The sequence below is a fragment of the Paraglaciecola hydrolytica genome (genome assembly GCF_001565895.1).
In the GTDB taxonomy this organism is placed as follows: domain Bacteria; phylum Pseudomonadota; class Gammaproteobacteria; order Enterobacterales; family Alteromonadaceae; genus Paraglaciecola; species Paraglaciecola hydrolytica.
Genome location: NZ_LSNE01000011.1, coordinates 227,984 through 244,720, shown reverse-complemented (window position 1 = coordinate 244,720; position 16,737 = coordinate 227,984). Strand labels below are relative to the sequence as shown.

Here is a 16,737-nt window from a genome sequence, read left to right as displayed (position 1 = left end):
GCATGAAAAATAATAACCCTATAGTTGACTAGCCATTCATGACCCTAGATCTTGCAAACTACCCCATATTGGCGCAAGCCAATACGCCTGACCAACTGCGTGGCTTACCACAAGAAAAACTCCAACAGCTATCTGCCGAGTTACGTCAGTACCTGTTAACTTGTGTTAGTCAAAGTAGTGGTCATTTTGCCTCAGGGTTGGGAACGGTTGAGTTAACCGTGGCTTTGCATTACGTATATAACACCCCTTTTGATCGTTTGTTATGGGATGTGGGCCATCAAGCCTATCCACATAAAATACTCACCGGCAGACGTGAGCGTATGCCTACTATTCGCCAAAAAGGAGGGTTACACCCCTTCCCTTGGCCGCCCGAAAGTGAATACGATACTTTTGCCGTGGGACATTCGTCCACGTCTATCAGTGCCGCTTTGGGCATGGCCGTTGCGGCCGAAAAAGAAAATAAAGGCCGTAAAGTTGTTGCCGTGATTGGCGATGGTGCGATGACCGCCGGCATGGCTTTTGAAGCCTTAAATCACGGTGGAGACATCGACAAAGATTTGTTAGTGGTACTGAACGATAACGAGATGTCTATCTCCGAAAACGTTGGTGCGCTTAATAGCCACTTGGCCCGCTTACTCACCGGCAGTTTGTTTAATACCATTCGAGATGGCAGTAAAAAATTACTAAGCTCTGTGCCCCCCATCAAAGAATTTGCCAGCCGCGCCGAAGAGCACATCAAAGGCATGGTAGTACCAGGCACCATATTTGAAGAACTGGGCTTTAATTATATTGGCCCTATCGATGGCCATGATGTTAAAGGCGTAGTCGAAACTCTGCGTAATATGCGCAATATCAAGGGTCCACAAATCCTGCATGTAGTGACCAAAAAAGGTAAGGGTTTTGAGCTCGCCGAGCGTGACCCCATTAAATTTCATGCTGTCCCCAAATTTAATCCTAATGCCGCAGGTTTACCCAAATCAGCCCCCAGCAACCCCACCTTTTCCGCCATCTTTGGCGACTGGTTGTGTGACATGGCAACACTTGATCCTAAATTAATGGCAGTCACTCCGGCCATGCGAGAAGGCTCGGGCATGGTAAAATTTTCCCAACAGTTTCCTGAGCAGTACTTTGATGTAGCCATTGCCGAACAACATGCCGTAACCTTTGCCGCAGGCCTCGCCAAAGAAGGCCTCAACGCTGTAGTTGCGATTTATTCAACCTTTTTACAACGGGCTTACGATCAATTGATCCACGATGTAGCCTTACAGAATTTGCCGGTATTGTTTGCCATCGATCGTGCAGGTTTAGTGGGTGCCGATGGCCCAACTCACCAAGGTGCCTTTGACATCCCGTTTTTGCGCTGTATTCCCAACATGGTGATCATGGCGCCTGCCGACGAAAATGAATGCCGCCAAATGTTGTATACCGGCCATAAACTCAACAAACCCGCCGCAGTGCGTTACCCCCGTGGTGCCGCAACTGGCGTTACCCCTGAAACCGAAATGACGGAGATGCCACTGGGCAAAAGCCGCACTATTCGCACAGGCGAAAAAGTCGCGATTCTAAACTTTGGGGTGTTATTACCTTTTGCTCAGGCGGCTGGCGAACAAATCAACGCCACGGTCATTGATATGCGTTTTGTTAAACCATTAGACACCGCCATCATTGAGCAACTGGCAGCCAACCACGACTTATTTGTCAGCCTAGAAGACGGTGCAATCATGGGCGGTGCAGGCAGCGCAGTTGCGGAATATCTCATGTCGAGTAAACACAGCTGTAAACTACTGCAAGTAGGTTTGCCTGATGAGTTTATTATGCAAGGTACCCAACAAGAAATGTATGCTGAATTGGGCATGGATGCAGCGGGGATACTAGCGAAAATCGCTGCTTTTCAAGCTTAAGCTTTTGAAGGGAAACGTTAAAAAAAACGCGCTGCCCCACGTGGTCACTTTTGACATAGATACTACAGTCATCCGCCTAACGGCAGAACTTATGTCCTCGGCGTTCAAGCTCGTTATTAAAGTCAGTCCCTAGGATGTTTGAGAGTAATGGCGAAAATGGCCCTCCTCTCCCAGCTACGCACCATGCCTGGCGAGCACAACAAAAGTGGCTTCATCATGCAAGCTCGTTACTATTTCATTGTAGAATATTTTACTTACACTAGGGCGTATTAACTTTTAGCTCGCGCTGTTATTTGTGGGAAATTAATGGCTCTTATACCAACTTTTTCTATCACGGATATTCAGGCCGCATTAAACCAACAAACGACAACTTTAATGTCTTACGCCTGCGATTGTGGTGAATATAGTTGTTGGATATTTTTGGCAAAAATGGAATGTTATCAACAGTTTGTATACTAGGGACATTGGCTCAATCCCCATCGTGATGACAAAACAAAACAGAAACAAGGTTGGTATTGGAGCTAAAAAGACTTCCCAACCCCTTGTTTCGATAAAACCCAGTATCTTGAAGAATTACAGCATGCACTTACACAGATTGAACAAAAATCCCTTTAAGCCTTAAACGTAAATATCTAAGTGTTTAAAACCTTTATCTGATTTATCCTTGTCCTTGATTTGCTGATTGTCTTCACTAGCCTCTTCTTCTTTGGCAGGGACTTGAGATTTATTTTTTGACTGCGATTGCTGCTGTTTTTCACGGGCCTCTCGCTCTTCTAGATGTAACTCCTGCTCTTCATCGTTAAGCGCACGCAAAGCAGCCTCTTTCGAGACTTTCTGTACTTTGTGTTCATCATGGGCAATAGGTACCGTGCCCTGACGAGGTAATACTGAAAATAGCAAATCGTTACTCATAACAATATCCGTCCATTTTTTAAGCAGTTGTAAACCTATATCGCCTCTTTTACTTAAGTCTTTAAATCACTGAGATAAACAAGGTCTTATAAGATAAGACCTTTAATAGTCGATTTTGTTTTAAGTAAGAGGCAAAAACCTGATAATTGCCCTGTATTTACCCTTGCAATAAGCCCCTCAATTGCATAATGTATGCGCCATTATTGAGTGCCAACATTTTTAAAAGCAACATGGGTTGCTCAGCACTTTCAAACAGGATTAATTTATTTTGAAAAATTCACTGCAAGTCGTCCATCACCACAAAGCTTAACCTTTCAGGTCTAGGCTGGAAGGTTTATTGAATCCTTCCAGTGGCGCAGAAAATTTTCTCAACCCTCGGAAGGCAACTTCCGGGGGTTTTTCATTTAAATGGCCCCAAGAAGAGAATGAACGGCAAGCAAACTATTAACTTTTTGATTTTATAAAACGGGAACAAACATGAGTGACAGCAACAGACTTCGTATCGCGGTACAAAAATCCGGTCGCCTTAGCGACGACAGTATCGCTTTGTTAAAAGCCATTGGCATTAAACTACAAATTCGTGATCGTTTACTCATTGCTCATTCTACCAATCAACCCATCGACTTATTGTTAGTGCGCGACGACGATATCCCTGGTCTGGTAATGGATGGCGTGGTTGATCTTGGTTTTATTGGTGAAAACGAATTAGAAGAAAAAATGCTCGAACGCCAAGCGGCAGGCAAGCAACACGAATATATTGAATTACGCCGTTTAGACTATGGTGGCTGTCGTTTATCCATAGCTGTACCTAATGAATTTAATTATCAAGGTGTGCAGTCCTTAGCCGGTAAAAAAGTCGCGACTACTTATCCGTTTTTACTTGAACGCTTTTTCAAAGAGCAAAACGTTGAAGCTAAAGCGGTTATGTTAACCGGCTCGGTAGAAGTTGCACCACGGGCTGGTGTGGCCGATGCGATTTGTGATTTGGTTTCAACTGGTGCCACTTTAGAAGCCAATGGTTTGCATGAAGAAGATGTGATCTTCCGTTCAAAAGCGGTATTTATTCAACGTGCTGGCGAACTGACTGAAGCCAAACAATCTTTGATCAACAAATTATTACCTCGTATTGATGGCGTTATTCAAGCCAAAGAAAGCAAATACATCATGTTGCACGCACCTTTGGCCTATTTAGAGCAAGTTAAATCCTTGTTGCCCGGTTCAGAAAACCCAACAGTATTGCCACTGGCGGGTAATGATAAAACCGTGGCCATTCACGTGGTGAGTCCAGAAAATCTATTTTGGGAAACCATGGAAAAACTTAAAGCATTGGGCTGCAGTTCAATACTGGTTATGCCCATTGAAAAGATGATGAACTAGGAGCGAGCAGGTCTCATGCAAAAGTGGTCCCTACTTAATCAACAGCAACAGCAAAGCTTACTGAGCCGTCCTGCCATGGCAGACTCGGCTACGTTAAGCCAGATTGTGGCCGACATTATCAGTCAAGTCAGTAGCCAAGGTGATCAAGCCTTATTGGCTCTGACCGAACGTTTTGATGGGGCGAAACTGAGCCAATTACGTATTGCTGACTCAGCCATGCAAAACCTCGCAGCACAGCTTAGTCCCAAGGTAAAAAGCGCTATTGAAGTGGCTTATGCCAACATCAAAGCCTTTCATCAAGCCCAGTATCCACAAGATGTAACAGTTGAAACATCCCCCGGTGTAGTGTGTGAATTAAAACATGCGCCTTTAAGCTCAGTGGGTTTGTATATTCCAGGTGGTAGTGCACCACTGCCCTCGACTGTTTTAATGTTAGGTGTAAGCGCTCAAGTCGCTGGTTGTGCACGCAAAGTGCTGTGTACGCCGCCTAACAAAGACGGCGAAATAGCTCTTGAGATCCGTTACGCCGCCGAGCTTTGTGGCATTGATGAAATCTATTTAGTCGGTGGCGCTCAGGCGATTGCAGCACTCGCTCTAGGCACTGAATCTATTGCCAAAGTGGATAAAATATTTGGTCCTGGCAATAGCTTTGTGACCGAAGCCAAACAACAAGTTAGCCGTATTCCGGCTGGCCCAGCTATTGATATGCCTGCAGGCCCTTCAGAAGTATTAGTGATTGCTGACTCTCAAGCTAACCCAGTATTTGTAGCTTCTGACTTATTATCCCAAGCCGAACATGGCGCTGATTCACAGGCAGTATTAGTGTCTGACAGTGCCACGCTTATCGATGCGGTTAAAGCACAAGTGACTAAACAATTAACAACTTTGAGTCGCCAAAATATCGCTGAGCAAGCGGTGCAACACAGTCGTTATATTCTCACGGACTCACTCGAGCAGGCTTTTGCGGTGAGTAATGCTTACGCACCTGAACACTTAATTGTGCAGATTGAAAATGCCCGTGCAGCTCTGCCTAAGTTGACTAACGCTGGCTCCATATTTGTGGGTAAGTGGTCACCCGAATCAGCAGGCGATTATGCCAGTGGCACTAACCATGTATTGCCCACCTACGGTTATGCACGTAATTATTCGAGCTTAGGTTTAGCCGATTTTATGCGCCGTTATACCGTGCAAGAACTCTCTTATCAGGGCCTTAAAAATATTGGCAATGCCATCATGGACTTAGCCGATGCAGAAGGTTTAGACGCCCACAGACAAGCCGTGGCGTTAAGATTACAAGATGGAGACGCTACGCAATGACAGCCAATGTTCAAACTCTAGTGGACAAACTGGTGTGCGAAAATCTCAAAGCCTTAGTGCCCTACGAATCGGCACGCCGTTTGTTTGCCGCCAGCGATAATAACCAAGATGCACAAGTCCCGGTATGGCTAAACGCCAACGAATCGCCTTTTGCCAACGAGTATTCGATAGACAGTGACTTGTTAAATCGCTATCCCGATTGTCAGCCCAGTGCAGTCATTAAGCCCTACGCGTCCTATGCAGGTGTGAACAACAAACAACTGCTGGTTAGTCGTGGTGCCGATGAAGGCATAGAGTTACTCATTCGCGCTTTTTGCACCCCAGGTAAAGACAGCATATTAATCTGCCCCCCTACTTACGGCATGTATGCCATTAGTGCAGAAACCTGCAATGTGGGTGTTGATGTTGCCTTGCTCAAGCCTGATTTTTCCTTAGATATTGAGGCCATCAAAACCTTCAAAGATAAGGTCAACATCGTTTTTATCTGCTCACCCAATAACCCAACAGGCACTAGCGTTGCGCCACAGCAAATTGAACAAGTGTTAAACCACTTTGCTGATTCGGCTTTAGTGGTGGTTGACGAGGCCTATATTGAATTTGATGCCACGTGTACCTTTGCCACTAAACTGGCTGAATATCCTAATTTAGTGATCTTGCGTACTTTATCTAAAGCCTTTGCTTTAGCCGGTATTCGCTGCGGTTTTACTCTGGCTAACGAAGCCATTATTCATACTTTATTAAAAGTAATTGCGCCCTACCCTATGCCACAACCTGTAGCACAGATTGCCGAGCAAGCGCTAAGTGCCAAAGGTTTAGCTTTGATGACCTTACAGGTTGAGACTATCAGCGATGAAAAAGCCAAGCTTAAACAGGCTTTAAGCAACTTCCCAGGTATTGAGTTAGTGGGGGATGATAAGGCCAACTTTATCTTATTCCGCAGCGCGCAAAAGCAAGCTTTGATGGACTTTTTAGTCTCTCACAAGATGTTTATTCGCGACCAAAGTAAACAACGTAATTTAGCCAATTGCTTGCGCATTACCGTGGGTAATGTTGAACAAAACCAGCACTTGCTAAGCCTTATTAAACAATTTTTTGCCAGCCAATCGAACACAGGAAGCCCAGCATGAGTCAACAAGCCATTCTTTTTATCGACCGTGACGGTACCCTAGTTGAAGAGCCAGCTATTGATAAACAATTAGATACCTTAGAAAAACTGGTTTTTGAACCGCAAGTTATTCCGGTATTACTTAAACTACAACAAAGTGGTTTTCGTTTAGTTTTAGTGTCGAACCAAGACGGTTTAGGTACAGATAGTTTTCCACAAGCCGATTTTGATTTGGCTCACAATAAAATGATGGATATTTTTTCCAGCCAAGGCGTGATTTTTGATGACGTATTGATTTGCTCACATTTTGATAATCAAAACTGCAGTTGCCGTAAACCCAAACTCGGGCTAGTGAAAGACTATTTACAACAAGGTAGAGTGGATTTTACCCGCTCCTTTGTAATTGGTGATCGTCAAACTGATATCCAGCTAGCTGAAAATATGGGCATTGTGGGCATCAAGTATGACCGCATTCTTAATGACTGGCCTGCCATTCAAAAACAACTTTTGGCTTCTAGCCGCGTGGCTACTGTAGTGCGCAAAACTTCCGAGACTAATATCGAAGTGACGGTGGATTTAGACTCTACGGCCAAGTCGACTATTCATACTGGCGTGGGCTTTTTTGATCACATGCTGGACCAAATCGCTACCCATGGCGGATTTGAATTGATCTTAAAAACCGATGGCGACTTGCACATCGATGATCACCACAGTGTGGAAGATACCGCCCTTGCCTTAGGTGAAGCCATGAAAAAGGCCCTTGGTGACAAACGGGGTATAGGTCGTTTTGGGTTTGCTTTACCCATGGATGAATGTCGCGCCGAATGTATTTTGGATATTTCGAACCGCCCTCACCTTAAATTTGATGCCGTGTTTAGCCGCGATACCGTAGGTGAAATGGCCACCGAAATGGTGCCCCATTTCTTTTATTCGATTGCTCAGGCTATGGGTTTGTCATTGCACCTTTCTACCACCGAGGGCAATGCCCATCATCAAGTCGAAAGTTTGTTTAAAGTGTTTGGCCGTGCTTTACGTCAGGCTATTCACAAACAAGGTGAAGCCCTACCCAGCAGTAAAGGAACCTTATAGTCATGGCTCAAAACATTGTCATCGTAAATACCGGCTGCGCCAATATTTCCTCGGTAAAATTTGCCGTTGAACGTTTGGGTGTAAAGGTCGAGGTCAGTGATAAGCTCGATATTATCAAAAGCGCCGACAAAGTATTTTTACCCGGTGTTGGCAGTGCCAATGCGGCCATGGCCAGTATCGAACAAAAGCAGTTAATTAAGACCATACAAGGTTTAACTCAACCCGTATTAGGCATTTGTTTAGGCATGCAGTTGATGGTTGAGAAATCAGCAGAGAGTTTGACTGGTTCCACCCCCTGTTTAAACCTGATCCCCGGTGAGGTTAAACGCATGCAGGTTGGCGACTTACGTTTGCCCCATATGGGTTGGAATACCGTGACTCCGGTAGATGAAACGTCATTATTTAAAGGCATTCCAACTGGCACCTATTTTTATTTTGTGCACAGTTTTGCCGTGGACATCAGCGAATTTACCCTAGCGAGTTGCCAGTACGGCATGAACTTTTCAGCCGCCCTGCACAAAGACAATTTTTTTGGTGTGCAGTTTCACCCTGAACGTTCCAGCGATGCGGGCGCCCAGTTATTAAAGAATTTTATTGAGTTGTAACCATGATTATACCTGCCATAGATTTAATAGAAGGCTCGGTCGTACGTTTGTTTCAAGGCGACTATGCACAAAAAACCGAATACAAGTTAGACCCTATCGCTGTGGTACATGACTACGCCGATCAAGGGGCTAAGTGGCTGCATATAGTCGACTTAACCGGCGCCAAAGATACCAACAAACGTCAGTTAGATTTAATCGGTAACATGGTCGCGACTAAACGCATGGATTTTCAAGCCGGTGGTGGTATTCGCTCTGAACAAGATGTAGCACAATTACTGGACATCGGTGTTAAACGAGTAGTTATCGGCTCACTGGCAGTAAAAGAGCCTGAACTGGTGAAAGGCTGGGTTAAACAATACGGGCCAGAAGCCATCGTATTAGCCTTGGATATCAATATTGATGAAGCCGGTAACAAGTTTATTGCCACCCACGGCTGGCAACAAAACTCGGGAGTTTCTATCGAGGCCTTACTCGAAGACTTTTTAACCGTAGGGGCCAAACATGTGCTGTGCACTGATATTAGTCGCGACGGTACTTTACAAGGTGCTAACCATCAGCTTTATCAAGAAATGGCCGCACGTTTCCCTACTGTAGGCTGGCAAGCCTCAGGTGGCATTGGCAGCTTAGCAGATATTGAAATACTTAAACCCACTGGGGTGAGCGGCGTGATCTTGGGTCGCGCTTTGCTCGAAGGTAAATTTACCGTCGAACAAGCTATTCAATGCTGGAAAGAATAACAAACAAATTGAGCCAAACGAGCGGAGCTAATACCAGCACTAAGATTGCGTGTTTAAAGCCGTTATTGAATAATTGGCAGACAAATATTAGTACATGAAACAATGTGTGACATGTATGGGTAAAAACTAACTAAATAGGAAAAGACAATGGCGGCGTTTGGTACAGTGTTTATGCCAAAGATGGCATTAACCACCTTCGAAAATAATCAGTGGGGTCAGGCACAAACAGTGGCTGCGGACAGTATACAATTACATCCCGGCGCCCATGTATTGCACTATTCAAGCACCTGCTTTGAAGGGCTAAAAGCCTTCCGCCACAGTGATGGCAGTGTGCATTTATTTCGTATGGATCAAAACGTCAAACGCTTTGCCCAAAGCAGCCGTTTTTTATCTTTGCCCGCCATCGACGAAGCACAAGTATCTAAGATGATAGTGGACATCGTGGCCCAATACGCTGCTGATGTACCTCTACCTCCGGGTTCGATGTACATTCGTCCGACCCACATTGGCACGGAAGGCGCTATCGGCAAAGCCGCAGCACCCACTTTATCATCCATGTTGTACGTTTTGTTATCACCGGTTGGCGACTATTTTGCCGGCGGCGCTAAAGCTTTACGGATTTTACTAGATGAAACGGGCATGCGTTGCGCGCCTCACATGGGCATGATCAAAAGTGGTGGTAACTATGCCAGCGCGTTGGGCCCTATCCTAAAAGCTAAAGCAGAAGTACAAGCCGACCAAATTTTGTTCTGTCCCAATGGCGACGTGCAAGAAACCGGCGCGGCCAACTTCTTACTTATTGATGGCAACGAAATCATCACCAAAGGTTTAGATTCAAGCTTTTTACATGGTGTAACTCGCTCAAGCATATTGACCCTAGCGGCTGATTTGGGCATGACCATTAGCGAACGTAACCTCACGGTGAGAGAACTACTTGAACGTGCTGCCAAACCCGGTGTAGAAGCCGCGTTATCAGGAACCGCGGCGGTATTAACGCCTATTGGCACCTTTATCCATAATGGAAAAGAGATCAAAGTAGGCTCAGGCGAAGCAGGTCCTACAACCCAAAAATTACGCCAAGCACTGAACGATATTCAGTGGGGCAAAGCACCTGACACTCATGGTTGGTTAACTAAGGTCTGCTAAACGTCCGTAAATAGATACTAGTAAATAGCTCAAAGACTAAAAGCAATTAACCACAGAGAACACAGAGGGTCGATAGGTAAAGCCAAAGACAGAGTAAACACTCCAACTTGGCTTTAACATATCACTAAGCTCTTTGAGAAAGATAATTGGGTGTTCTCTGCATTCTCTGTATTGAATATTTTTGCAGTACTGTACTGCCGGTAATTTTTTATAAGGTTTATTATGCTCGCAAGACGCATTATCCCCTGTTTAGATGTAAAAGATGGCAAAGTGGTTAAGGGGGTTAAATTCCGTAACCATGAGATCATCGGCGACATAGTGCCCCTAGCTCAGCGTTATGCTGAAGAGGGTGCCGACGAATTAGTGTTTTACGACATTACCGCCTCTAGCGACCAACGTGTGGTAGATAAAAGCTGGGTTACCCGTATCGCCCAAGTCATCGACATTCCGTTTTGTGTGGCTGGAGGCATTAAAACCGTTGAACAAGCGGGTTATATTCTGGAAATGGGTGCCGATAAAATTTCGGTCAACTCCCCTGCCTTAGCGGATCCTGAATTGATTACTCGTTTACACGATACCTATGGCCAACAATGTGTGGTTGTCGGCATCGACAGCTATTACAACGAAGAAACCGGTGTCTACCAAGTGCATCAATATACCGGCGATGAAAGCCGCACTCAGGTTACTACCTGGCAAACCGCTGACTGGGTGAAAGAAGTACAGCAACGTGGCGCAGGCGAAATCGTACTCAATTGTATGAACCAAGATGGTGTACGTCAGGGTTATGACATCGCCCAACTGGCGGCCATTCGTAAAGCCTGCAAAGTCCCCTTGATTGCCTCAGGCGGTGCCGGTGAGTTAGTTCATTTTAAAGACGTATTTGAACAAGCCGATGTGGACGGCGCCCTAGCGGCCTCGGTATTTCACAAAGGCATTATCCCTATTCAAGACTTAAAAGCTTATTTAAGAGCGCAGAAAATAGCGATTAGGGATTAACCCAGTAAATAGAAGCTAGAAACGAGTAGCTAGCTAAAGACAAAAGACATATGAACCACAGAGAACACAGAGTACTCGGAGAAAAAGATTAGAAAAACTGCGTTAATACTTTACATGCTCACTTTTTGGTTTTGGGTAATATTTAAGCGTTTATTTTCTTAACTTTATGTCACTTTGCCTTTCTCAGTGAGCGTAGCGCTCTGTGGTAAATAGTTTGGCTTTTTGGCACATGATTAAATTTTGTAGAGATAACAATGAAGATTAATAAAGATAATGTCGCCAAACTTGCTTGGCAAAAAATGGATAACTTATTGCCATGCATAGTGCAAAACGCAGTATCAGGCAAAGTGCTGATGCAGGGTTATATGAATCAGGATGCATTAGATAAAACCCTAGAAACAGGTTTAGTCACTTTCTTTAGCCGTTCAAAACAGCGTTTATGGACTAAAGGCGAAGAGTCTGGCAATAGTTTAAACCTTGTCGAGATAACCAGCGATTGTGACGACGATTCACTCCTCGCCTTGGTTAACCCTGTCGGTCCAACTTGCCATACTGGTACTGAAACCTGCTGGTTCGACAGTGAGTCTGCGGATTTGAGTTTTATTGGTGAGTTAGAGCAAGTCATTGCTTCACGTAAAGGTGCCGATCCCGACTCCAGCTATACCGCGCATTTGTACAGTAAAGGCATTAAACGCATTGCCCAAAAAGTCGGTGAAGAAGGGGTTGAAACCGCCCTTGCCGCCACAGTAAAAGATTTGGAAGAACTTAAAAACGAATCTGCCGACCTGCTTTATCACTTGATTGTTTTACTGCAAGCCAGTGACTTGAGCCTGAGTGATGTAGTTGGGGTGTTAAGAGCTAGACATACAAAATAGTGTCTAGCTGACCTGCACTTTATAAGCGTTCATCTTATGTAATTGCAACCATGCCGCGTTTTCATTGAGCGCTTCAATCCCGATGGTTTTAATAATTTTTTGATAGGCGACTGTATCTTGTTGATTGTGCCTATCTAACAAAGCTAATTTATCCATCGCTTGTTGAAAATAATACCCCGTACGTAAGTAACGCTGACTGAGTTCTTCGAAACCCATTTGTACCGCAAAGGTTTTTATCAGGGCAGAGGTAATAAATAACATGGCAATAATGACAAAAAATACTGAAGTAGACATAACCGGAAAAAAATCAGTATGTACTTTAATGACACTGACAAACATCAAAATAATGGCGCTACAAAATAACACTATTGCGGTATTTTGCAGGCGCTTGGCTTTGAGAAAATAAGATGCTGCTCTGCCTCTTTCTCCTCGTTGGCCCACAAAATAGTTACGTTGATCTAAAATCCATTGTTGCCGCACAAAGGCAATATCACAATCCACGGGGGGAACAACATTTAGCATAAGTTTGTTTAAATTATCTACGATCCAATCCATTTCATTCAGTTTGGTGGTGCGATAATAATTCGCACAGTGATCGGAAATACCACTTAAATACCAAAATATTTGTACCCGTAGATCTTCTGCAAACACGCGCCATTCAACAAATTGTTCTTCTTTGGTGTCGGTGCCGACAAAAAATATTCGATAAATTCCCACCGCCACAATGACCAGAAAAAGATGCAAGGAAAACCACAACCAATTGGGGTACAGACTGACATAGATTTGTTGAGCCAATATTGCAATGAAGGACAAGCTAGTAATAGATTTTATTGAGGTAAGACGTTGTTTTTGACGCAGTTGTGCCAAACAATCCGCCACTGTATAGGCATCAATTAATTTATTAATAGCGGCTAAATCTTTTTGCGAAGACGTAGGACCTAATAAAAATTCCCGGCTAGCCGTTTTTGCCTCCTGTTTAACCCCCAAAGCATTTACGTTAAAACGTTCTGTTTTAAGTAATATTTCATTGAACAGGCGAATATCCTGCTCACCTTTGAGCAAGATGGGTTTCCAGGTGCCTATAATCTCAGGATTACCAATAGTGGCGGGCAGTGTGTTATGTCTTTCGCGGTTTGCTGCCAACCACTTACAAAATGTTTTATTGGGTTTAGAAAACAGCAAACTTCTATCATCGACTAAACCTTCTAGGCACATATTAACCACATCAGCCGTTCCACCTGCCAGTGGGCTACTTATAGTCCCATCTTGGTTGGTTTCTACAACGCCATCCCACAATACAATAACCAAATCTGAAAACTGTACTAATACCTTTGCCAGTTCACTATAGCCACTATCACGAGGAACGTGAGCCTCTCGCCGGCATATTGTTATCTCACTGCACTGACTAAGATAATGGCGAAATTGCTCCAGTGACTCCTCAGTTGCAAAATCCTTTTCGTATTCATCAATCTCAAAAGGCAGCACGCCAATGAGGTTAAAATTCAATTGCAATGCTACATGCGCCATAAGTTGGTCGGCCCCCTCAGCAAGTCCTGAAAGAACATTAATACTGCTATGGGGAAATTGTTCTTTAAGGCTATTGAGCTCAGTTGCCAACGTTTCTTTTAATTTTGGCCAATCTTTAGCAGGAATATCTCGATGGCCAGAAACACCTATGTTGATAGCAAGAGGAGACATTGTCACTATACATTCCTTTCCAAAACGTCTGAGTTTACCAGCGCTATAGCTAAATACCTTAACATTTAAACAGCCTAATAATCTAAAAATAGATGGTCAACATTTGCACGACATGGCAGTGTCACTTAAGGTAAAACCCAAAAAACCAAGGACAATTATTAATGAGCTCAAGGTAGAGCCCAAGGAGATGGAGGTGAAATGAAATATTCTGCTTCTATCAGCTATAGCCATAAGGATCAAAATTGGTTAAATCAATATTGTGATAGCGCAATACAACTGGCGGTAATGGATCCTAATAGTTTGCTTGTAGTTTCTATTTAGTCGCCTCTATTCACTGCTTTACCAATCCAGTTAATCAGATTCATTCGCCACATTAATACGTTCCAAACGTTCTTGCTCCTCAGCAAAAGCGGCTTTGATTTCTTCGAGTACCGAGTCAACGTCAGCTGCTTCGTCACTAAACTCAAAGGTACCGCTAAGTTCGGTATCGGGTGTAAGCTCACCGGCTTCAAATAGTTCCCACATTTCTTCGGCGTAGTAGGTTGAGACTAACTCTGGGGCGTACTGGCCATAATATTCAGACATATTACGTACGTCTCGTTGCAACATACTAAAGGCATTGTTGTTGGCAGCAGCATCAACTACTTGGGGTAGGTCGATGATCACCGGGCCGTAATCGTCGACCAGTACATTAAATTCAGATAAATCACCATGTACTAAACCAATGCACAGCATTTGTTTGACGTAATGCATGACTTGTAAGTGATCTTCGATGGCTTGTTCTGCCGACATCTGCACATCATTGAGGCGCGGTGCCACGTCTCCCTGTTCGTCAGTGATCAGTTCCATTAACAATACACCGTCGTAACAACCATAAGGCTGAGGTACCCTTACACCAGCTTTGGCTAACTTAAATAAGGCTTCTACTTCGGTATTTTGCCAAGCATCTTCTTGTTGTTTACGCCCAAATTTAGAGCCTTTTTCCATGGCACGAGCACGGCGCGTACTGCGTACTTTGCGGCCTTCTTGATATTGCGCGGCCTTTTTAAAGCTGCGTTGCATGGCTTCTTTATAAACCTTGGCACAACGAATTTCTTCACCACAGCGTACGGCATAAACAGTGGCTTCTTTGCCACTCATTAATTGATATAACACTTCGTCAACTAAACCGTCATCTACAAGGGGTTGTATTCGTTTGGGGGTCTTCATGGTTTCCTTAACGTTTATTACAGCAGGCCAAATTTAGCGGTGATGGAAAATATACACTTGAACAATCCGCTAAATTTTCACACAGTTTTTGTCAATTAGCGATTAACACTATGACTTTATTTAGCAAGTCGGCAGCATCGGCGCGACTGTAATGTAAGATCAAATCCATTTTCCCATCATTGTTTAAATCATTATGGGTAATAGACTTGGCATTTTTAGGCACTTGCACTTTGTGTTTTTCTGCACGTTTATTAAAAAGTCTTTTACCATCTCGACTGGCAAATAATACTTTTATTTCTTCTTCACCTTCAGAAAAAATCAAATCTTTAAATTTATCACCGTCAATATCTTGGGCTTTAACCATGGGCTCGCCACTGCGCCCAGAAGACAAACTAAAAGTAATTTCTACGTCCTGGCTGGCCGTGGGTTTAGCCGGAAAAAGATTATTTTCATCCATCTTAAATATCAATACTTCTTGCTCAATACTACTGGATAACAAGGCAGAGATAATTTGCGATAAGCTCAAATCAAAGGACGACAGCATGATCTCTTGTTTACCGTCACCGTCTAAATCAAACCACTTAAAGTCAGACAAAGTACTGTCAGACTGAATACGTGTGTCGGCCTTAAGGGCATAACTCAAGTGCCCATCAACCACACTGGCATAATAAAATTCATAATCGTTGGTGCGATCAAGCACACCAGAACTTTGGGTAAACCGCACAATTAAATCAGGCAAAGCATCACCATTAACATCGGTTATGGTTTCCACGCTTCGATGCTTCAACTGGCTTTGGTCAACTTGCTGACCATCAACATCAATTTTATCCCACCAATTGATACCCTCAATTTCGGCAGCTACCTTAATCAACAAAGGCTCAGGATTAAAATCGCCCGACAAAGTTTGCTGATAAACTCTAAGCTGGCCAGATTCAACCAACACTATGTCGTTTCTTGTATCTAAGTCCATATCCACAAATAACAAGTCACTGGGTTTAAAACGCACATCGGCACCATCAACCCGTAATAAAGATCGGATGTTGAGATGTTGTTCTTTTAAGCCTGTTAATTGAGTGGCATCTTCACCTGATAAATACAGATTTAACTGCTCAAAATGGGGCAGCACAAAATCATCACGCAGATCGTTATTAATGTCTTTGGCAAAATCCAGTGTAATGATGGCATCGGCTTTTTCGCTTAAGTACATCGACTTTATTTTGCTTATCGCTACAAGGCGTGAATTAGAATGTTCAATACTAGCAATGACCTCTGCTTGAGGCGCGGCCATCATTGGTCCGCTTGGCTTTATCGGCTCTGCAGCGGGACCAACAAACTGATACTGAAATAACTGATCCTTACTTAAAAAATATAACTGTTGCTGACCATTTTTATCGGGAGTGCCCACATCAAACGCAAACAGACTATTATCCAAGCGCAGGTGATCCATTAATACTAACTGATTATTGGCATTCAGTGCGTAGATGGCAAACTGGCGCTGACCACTTTCATTAACACCTAACAGCAACATTTCATTGCCCGGATTAGTCAATAGATTGGCCGCATACACAGGCTGAGTGAGATTAAAGGGTAAGGTAATTTGATGTTCGTTAAAAAGACTAGAGTTAGCGGCATGAGCGCAGAGATGAACACTTGCTAAAGATAGGTTCAACAAGCCTAAAATAAGGCACTGCTTAAGTGATAACTGCCATTGCTGTAACATGATTATGCCCTTCCTTTTGCCATTCAATATTGCGCTAAGCATAACAAATC

Annotated in this window: 15 protein-coding genes and 1 other annotated feature; of the genes, 11 read left to right on the top strand and 4 right to left on the bottom strand. The window is 43.8% G+C overall.

Translation table 11 applies throughout. The features are described 5' to 3' along the window. Positions 1 to 38: 38 nt before the first annotated feature. Positions 39 to 1,901 (top strand): 1-deoxy-D-xylulose-5-phosphate synthase, encoded by a 1,863-nt coding sequence (dxs, locus tag AX660_RS19500; protein ID WP_068380848.1) that lies wholly within the window; start codon positions 39 to 41, stop codon positions 1,899 to 1,901. 618 nt (positions 1,902 to 2,519) lie between these two features. On the opposite strand, the gene AX660_RS19495 is transcribed toward dxs, so the two are convergent. After that, a complete protein-coding gene (locus tag AX660_RS19495) occupies positions 2,520 to 2,813 on the bottom strand; it encodes a hypothetical protein (RefSeq protein ID WP_068380844.1) in 294 nt (97 codons plus the stop codon). A gap of 287 nt (positions 2,814 to 3,100) precedes the next feature. Next, positions 3,101 to 3,214, top strand: a sequence feature (His leader region). Positions 3,215 to 3,290: 76 nt separating this feature from the next. Between AX660_RS19495 and hisG the strand changes: the two genes are divergently transcribed. The 9 genes from hisG (at position 3,291) to hisIE (ending at position 12,060) form a co-directional block, all read left to right on the top strand. Further along, entirely contained in the window at positions 3,291 to 4,190 is a 900-nt protein-coding gene (gene hisG, locus AX660_RS19490) for an ATP phosphoribosyltransferase (RefSeq protein WP_068380841.1), read from the top strand. 15 nt (positions 4,191 to 4,205) lie between these two features. Then, a complete protein-coding gene (gene hisD, locus AX660_RS19485; protein ID WP_068380838.1) occupies positions 4,206 to 5,507 on the top strand; it encodes a histidinol dehydrogenase in 1,302 nt (433 codons plus the stop codon). Then, entirely contained in the window at positions 5,504 to 6,634 is a 1,131-nt protein-coding gene (gene hisC, locus AX660_RS19480) for a histidinol-phosphate transaminase (RefSeq protein WP_068380835.1), read from the top strand. Before hisD ends, hisC begins: the two co-directional genes overlap by 4 nt. Continuing rightward, a complete protein-coding gene (gene hisB / locus AX660_RS19475) occupies positions 6,631 to 7,701 on the top strand; it encodes a bifunctional histidinol-phosphatase/imidazoleglycerol-phosphate dehydratase HisB (RefSeq protein WP_068380832.1) in 1,071 nt (356 codons plus the stop codon). The genes hisC and hisB overlap by 4 nt, the downstream gene beginning before the upstream one ends. Before the next feature lie 2 nt (positions 7,702 to 7,703). Next, complete coding sequence (gene hisH / locus AX660_RS19470; RefSeq protein ID WP_068380829.1) at positions 7,704 to 8,306, top strand: imidazole glycerol phosphate synthase subunit HisH; 603 nt, start codon at positions 7,704 to 7,706, stop codon at positions 8,304 to 8,306. 2 nt (positions 8,307 to 8,308) lie between these two features. Continuing rightward, on the top strand, positions 8,309 to 9,043 hold the full coding sequence (gene hisA / locus AX660_RS19465) for a 1-(5-phosphoribosyl)-5-[(5-phosphoribosylamino)methylideneamino]imidazole-4-carboxamide isomerase (protein WP_068380826.1): 735 nt from the start codon (positions 8,309 to 8,311) through the stop codon (positions 9,041 to 9,043). 147 nt (positions 9,044 to 9,190) lie between these two features. Next, complete coding sequence (locus AX660_RS19460; protein WP_068380823.1) at positions 9,191 to 10,189, top strand: branched-chain amino acid aminotransferase; 999 nt, start codon at positions 9,191 to 9,193, stop codon at positions 10,187 to 10,189. A gap of 222 nt (positions 10,190 to 10,411) precedes the next feature. Further along, entirely contained in the window at positions 10,412 to 11,185 is a 774-nt protein-coding gene (gene hisF / locus AX660_RS19455; protein WP_068380820.1) for an imidazole glycerol phosphate synthase subunit HisF, read from the top strand. A gap of 254 nt (positions 11,186 to 11,439) precedes the next feature. Beyond that, positions 11,440 to 12,060 carry a bifunctional phosphoribosyl-AMP cyclohydrolase/phosphoribosyl-ATP diphosphatase HisIE gene (gene hisIE / locus AX660_RS19450; protein WP_068380817.1) on the top strand — a complete coding sequence of 207 codons (621 nt, stop codon included), beginning with the start codon at positions 11,440 to 11,442 and terminating at the stop codon, positions 12,058 to 12,060. 3 nt (positions 12,061 to 12,063) lie between these two features. Here the strand turns inward: hisIE and AX660_RS19445 are convergent, their stop codons facing one another. Beyond that, on the bottom strand, positions 12,064 to 13,764 hold the full coding sequence (locus AX660_RS19445; protein WP_131811837.1) for a hypothetical protein: 1,701 nt from the start codon (positions 13,762 to 13,764) through the stop codon (positions 12,064 to 12,066). Between the two features lie 192 nt (positions 13,765 to 13,956). Here AX660_RS19445 and AX660_RS23650 point away from each other — a divergent pair, with 192 nt between their 5' ends. Then, complete coding sequence (locus AX660_RS23650; RefSeq protein WP_268801396.1) at positions 13,957 to 14,079, top strand: hypothetical protein; 123 nt, start codon at positions 13,957 to 13,959, stop codon at positions 14,077 to 14,079. Between the two features lie 30 nt (positions 14,080 to 14,109). On the opposite strand, the gene AX660_RS19440 is transcribed toward AX660_RS23650, so the two are convergent. Both AX660_RS19440 and AX660_RS19435 read right to left on the bottom strand, forming a co-directional pair. Then, positions 14,110 to 14,967 (bottom strand): PA4780 family RIO1-like protein kinase, encoded by an 858-nt coding sequence (locus tag AX660_RS19440; protein ID WP_068380811.1) that lies wholly within the window; start codon positions 14,965 to 14,967, stop codon positions 14,110 to 14,112. 91 nt (positions 14,968 to 15,058) lie between these two features. After that, on the bottom strand, positions 15,059 to 16,729 hold the full coding sequence (locus AX660_RS19435) for an FG-GAP-like repeat-containing protein (protein WP_082769024.1): 1,671 nt from the start codon (positions 16,727 to 16,729) through the stop codon (positions 15,059 to 15,061). Positions 16,730 to 16,737 lie beyond the last annotated feature (8 nt).

What these genes read in the sequence shown, in the direction of transcription:
- dxs (WP_068380848.1), top strand. Translation starts at nt 39, where the DNA reads ATGACCCTAGATCTTGCAAACTACCCCATATTGGCGCAAGCCAATACG.
- AX660_RS19495 (WP_068380844.1), bottom strand. Translation starts at nt 2,813, where the DNA reads ATGAGTAACGATTTGCTATTTTCAGTATTACCTCGTCAGGGCACGGTA.
- hisG (WP_068380841.1), top strand. Translation starts at nt 3,291, where the DNA reads ATGAGTGACAGCAACAGACTTCGTATCGCGGTACAAAAATCCGGTCGC.
- hisD (WP_068380838.1), top strand. Translation starts at nt 4,206, where the DNA reads ATGCAAAAGTGGTCCCTACTTAATCAACAGCAACAGCAAAGCTTACTG.
- hisC (WP_068380835.1), top strand. Translation starts at nt 5,504, where the DNA reads ATGACAGCCAATGTTCAAACTCTAGTGGACAAACTGGTGTGCGAAAAT.
- hisB (WP_068380832.1), top strand. Translation starts at nt 6,631, where the DNA reads ATGAGTCAACAAGCCATTCTTTTTATCGACCGTGACGGTACCCTAGTT.
- hisH (WP_068380829.1), top strand. Translation starts at nt 7,704, where the DNA reads ATGGCTCAAAACATTGTCATCGTAAATACCGGCTGCGCCAATATTTCC.
- hisA (WP_068380826.1), top strand. Translation starts at nt 8,309, where the DNA reads ATGATTATACCTGCCATAGATTTAATAGAAGGCTCGGTCGTACGTTTG.
- AX660_RS19460 (WP_068380823.1), top strand. Translation starts at nt 9,191, where the DNA reads ATGGCGGCGTTTGGTACAGTGTTTATGCCAAAGATGGCATTAACCACC.
- hisF (WP_068380820.1), top strand. Translation starts at nt 10,412, where the DNA reads ATGCTCGCAAGACGCATTATCCCCTGTTTAGATGTAAAAGATGGCAAA.
- hisIE (WP_068380817.1), top strand. Translation starts at nt 11,440, where the DNA reads ATGAAGATTAATAAAGATAATGTCGCCAAACTTGCTTGGCAAAAAATG.
- AX660_RS23650 (WP_268801396.1), top strand. Translation starts at nt 13,957, where the DNA reads ATGAAATATTCTGCTTCTATCAGCTATAGCCATAAGGATCAAAATTGG.
- AX660_RS19440 (WP_068380811.1), bottom strand. Translation starts at nt 14,967, where the DNA reads ATGAAGACCCCCAAACGAATACAACCCCTTGTAGATGACGGTTTAGTT.
- AX660_RS19435 (WP_082769024.1), bottom strand. Translation starts at nt 16,729, where the DNA reads ATGCTTAGCGCAATATTGAATGGCAAAAGGAAGGGCATAATCATGTTA.